This window comes from Candidatus Thermoplasmatota archaeon, from assembly GCA_029907305.1.
Taxonomy (GTDB): domain Archaea; phylum Thermoplasmatota; class E2; order DHVEG-1; family DHVEG-1; genus JARYMC01.
Window position 1 is genome coordinate 1 of sequence record JARYMC010000108.1, and the last position, 4047, is coordinate 4047.

At 35.8% G+C, this 4047-nt stretch carries 3 protein-coding genes and 1 pseudogene; all 4 read left to right on the forward strand.

What is annotated here, in order from left to right; genetic code table 11:
- The first annotated feature begins 56 nt into the window (after nucleotides 1-56).
- The 4 genes and pseudogenes from QHH19_06950 to mgtE all read left to right on the forward strand — a co-directional run bounded on the left by QHH19_06950 (nucleotide 57) and on the right by mgtE (nucleotide 3877).
- A pseudogene (locus tag QHH19_06950) lies at nucleotides 57-311 on the forward strand (IS66 family transposase).
- A gap of 320 nt (nucleotides 312-631) precedes the next feature.
- Nucleotides 632-1066, forward strand: a complete 435-nt coding sequence (locus tag QHH19_06955; GenBank protein ID MDH7518059.1) for a hypothetical protein — start codon at nucleotides 632-634, stop codon at nucleotides 1064-1066.
- Between the two features lie 47 nt (nucleotides 1067-1113).
- Entirely contained in the window at nucleotides 1114-2358 is a 1245-nt protein-coding gene (locus QHH19_06960) for an MFS transporter (GenBank protein MDH7518060.1), read from the forward strand.
- A gap of 130 nt (nucleotides 2359-2488) precedes the next feature.
- On the forward strand, nucleotides 2489-3877 hold the full coding sequence (gene mgtE / locus QHH19_06965) for a magnesium transporter (protein ID MDH7518061.1): 1389 nt from the start codon (nucleotides 2489-2491) through the stop codon (nucleotides 3875-3877).
- Nucleotides 3878-4047 lie beyond the last annotated feature (170 nt).

Below are 4047 nucleotides of genomic sequence, written 5' to 3' on the forward strand. Positions count from 1 at the left end.
TCCGATGTAGAGGGGTATGTGTTATGGGTTAAAAATTGTTATTTCGCAAGAGGTCTATTGAAAATGGTTTGGGGTGTTGGTATACTTGTTTGTTGTATCCCGGGATGCAACCAACCAATAATCTTGCAGAACAACCGATTCGAGAGCATGTGATCATGGAGAAGATCATTGGTACCTTCCGATCAATCAAAGGGCCGGAGAACTATCAGTATATCGCGTCTTTGCTTGCAACATGGAAACTGCAAGGGAAAAATATCGTTGAGGAGACAGAAAATCTCCTCAGGCGAGAACTCTGTCTATCTGGAACTTGACAAATACAAAAGATTTATACATTCAAGGGAGCGGCCTGAAGGAGGGTTTAGTTTTTCACAAACAACGCCTCCTACACTTGAGGACACATATTTTGCTCTTCGACTCCTTGATGAGCTCCGGGATTGTTCTGTAAATACACAAACAATATCATATAATCACCCAGTTAAAACAAAAAGGGTTCTATCGCCCTAAACATTTTTATCAATTAGCCACAATATATAGAATAGCCTATCTCAAAGAGTACGAGAATTCTTTGCGAGATACAATTATTAGTAAAAATAAATTCATACTGGATACTCTATCTGATCTATATTATGTTGTGTTGACCAAAGAACTTTTTCATGTACCGCTTATCCTGGGAGAAAAAGAACAGGATATTGTTTCTTCAGCACAACAAAAACCTGTGAAATCGATGGAGGAATGCAAACAACTTGTCATACTGATGAAGAAATTACGTGTCCCTTTTAAGCAGCAAGAATATGTAAACATGATTCAAACAGGTCAAAATTTTGATGGTGGTTTTGGTATTATACCGCATTCAACGTCTTTTTTGGAGTCTACATATCAGGCGTTACGTGGTTTGAACGAGTTACATGCTCGCCCAGTTGATATCAATAAATGTGAGTTTTTTGTTCGTTCATGTTTGACGAATATTGGTGGTTTTGGTCGGCAGATAACCACAGTCCCTGGTGTTGAGTACTCTTACTATGCTTTTATTAGTTTGAAAATCATCGATGAAATGAAAAAGAAATAATATTAAAGAGGAGATGATTGTTGAAAAATTGAAAGGATGCTTCTTTAATGCAAAAGATAGCTCTAGGCAGTAATGATACGATAAGAAAGAAGGCTCTGAAATTAATCATCTTACTAGGAGTTGTTAGCCTATTTGGTGATATTATTTATGAGGGGGCACGTAGCGTCAATGGACCGTATTTAGCGATGCTTGGTGCAAATGCAGCTATCGTTGGTTTAATCGTGGGAATCGGGGAGTTTTTAGGCTATGGTATCCGTTTGATCTCAGGGTATTTTTCAGACAAAACAAAGGCATATTGGTTTTTCACGATTATAGGATATGGTTTGCTCTTCACAGTCCCATTGCTATCGTTAGCTGGGGTTTGGCAGATTGCTGCGTTGTTCATTGTTTCTGAGCGGATAGGAAAAGCTCTACGTGTTCCATCACGAGACACTATTCTCTCTCAGGCGACAAAACAAATTGGTACAGGTTTTGGTTTCGGGATACATGAATTTTTTGATCAAATCGGTGCAATCATAGGGGCGCTTATTTTTGCGTTATTATTTTTTCTAATGGGAACATCAGGGAAAACAATCTCTGATTATCAGATGGGATATAGTTTTTTATGGGTCCCATTTGTGTTGTTAATGGTGTTTGTTTTCATTGCCTATTTCTTGGTTAAAAAACCAGAAGAACTAGAACCAGTTTCATCAGACGAAAAAGATTCTGATAATTTATCAAAAACCTTTTGGTTGTATACAGTTTTTAGTTTTATTACCACCATTGGTTTTGTAAACTTTGCTTTGATAGGTTATCATTTAAAAACATATAATCTTCTTTCTGATGCACAGATACCCTTGTTTTATGTGATAGCAATGGCTGTAAATGCAGTCATAGCATTGATTATTGGAAAAACATATGATAAACTTAAAAACATTAAGAGGAACAATAAAGCAGGTCTTTTGACACTCATGATCATACCAATCTTTTCTCTTTTCATCCCTTTTTTTGCTTTCTCGATGAACTACGTTTTCATACTCATAAGCGTCATAGTTTGGGGTGTGGTTATGGGTAGTCATGAGACTATTATGCGCTCAGCAATCGCGGATATTACTCCGTTGAAAAAAAGGGGAACAGGATACGGTATTTTTACCACCTCCTATGGTCTCGCCCTGTTCATAGGAAGTGTCTTGGTAGGAGTGTTGTATGAATGCTCTCTCAATTTGTTGATTATCAGTATCATGTTTATTGAGATTATTGCAATTCCATTCTTTTTTATGATGTGGAAAACCTGCAACCAAATAGCTGAGTGATACAACTGAAGAAAAAATAAAGCAAATATTATGAAAAAACGTTGTGAAATTATCCATTCTCTTTGATGATAGAGAATTGTGATCATTAAATCAAAATTATTTTAATAACTATGCTGATATTATCTACATTATGTCAAATCAGGATGAATCAAAAAAACAGTATGCGTTTCCCTATGATGAATTTAAAAAATCTATAATAGAAACCTACATAAATGAAAAAAAATGGGATAAACTACGTGATTTATTAGTTGGGCTATCTCCTGCTACAGTTGCGGAAATAATAAAAAAATCAGAAAAAACTGAACGCATGATCATCTTCCGGTCTTTACCTCGTAAATTTGCAGCAGATGTTTTTTCTGAGCTAAGGCCTAGAGAGCAAAAATCTGTTTTAAATAATTTAACAGATATTGAGGTATCTGAGCTTCTTGCTGATTTACATCCTGATGATAGAACAGCATTATTTGAGGAATTACCAGAACAAATTAAACAGAGATTGTTTAAACTCTTAAAACCTGAGGATTTGAAAGAAGCACGCGAACTACTCAGTTATCCTGAGAACAGTGTTGGGCGTCTCATGACACCTGATTATATAACAATCCGCCCAGAGTGGACTGTTGAAACTGCTCTTAAATATATTCGTGAAAAAGGAAAAGACAGCGAAATAATATCAAATATTTACATAGTTGATGAACATCAAAAACTTATCGATGATATACGGCTTCGTCAGATTATCCTTGCAAACCCCTCAGATAAAATATCTGATTTAATGAACTATAAATTTGATTCTATAAACGCTTATGAAGACCAAGAAAAAGCGTATCATCTTATTAAGAAAAATAATCTTTATGCTTTACCAGTAGTTGACTCAAAAGGAACACTTTTAGGTATTGTAACAGTTGATGACTTAATCGATGTCGGTGAAGAAGAAGCAACAGAGGATTTCCATAAGATCGCTGCAATGAGTGAACTTAAACTCCCTGATAAAATACGCGACACACCAGTTCGCATACTTTATCGGAAACGTGTTGGGTGGCTTGTGTTTCTCATATTTGTTAATATTTTCTCTGGTGCAGCTATTGCACTATTTGAGGAAACCATAGCAAAATATATTGTTCTTGTTCTTTTTATGCCACTTTTGGTTGACTGCGGTGGAAATGCAGGATCACAGGCATCGACACTTATGGTTCGTGCACTTGCAACAAGGGATGTAACACTTCGTGATTGGTATTATTGCATTGGAAAAGAAATGTTAGTAGCTGGTGCTCTTGGGATTACTATGGGTCTTGCGGTTTCTATTATTGGCATTTTTAGGGGAGGAGTAATAATTGCACTTGTTGTTAGTCTTTCTATGGTTGTTATCGTGTTTGTTGGAAGTCTGATTGGTATTTCATTACCTTTTATTTTCACTCGTACTGGATGGGACCCTGCTGTTGCAAGCGGTCCACTTATTACATCTATTGCGGATGTAGTTGGTCTTATCCTGTATTTTTTGATTGCAACTGCTTTGCTTGGATTCTGAAAAATATAGAAAATGCGGATCTAGATATGACCTTAATTTTAAATGTATTTTTAAATTTACAATCCTTTTACTAAATTTCTTTTATGTAAAAATTTTGCCTAGTGTCCTAGCATAATTAAAATATTATAAATTGTGTTACCTTCTTTGGTGATATGTGGATGGGATGTAAG

Bases quoted from the DNA above. Each gene is read 5' to 3' on its own strand.
- QHH19_06960 (MDH7518060.1), top strand. From the start codon at position 1,114: ATGCAAAAGATAGCTCTAGGCAGTAATGATACGATAAGAAAGAAGGCT.
- mgtE (MDH7518061.1), top strand. From the start codon at position 2,489: ATGTCAAATCAGGATGAATCAAAAAAACAGTATGCGTTTCCCTATGAT.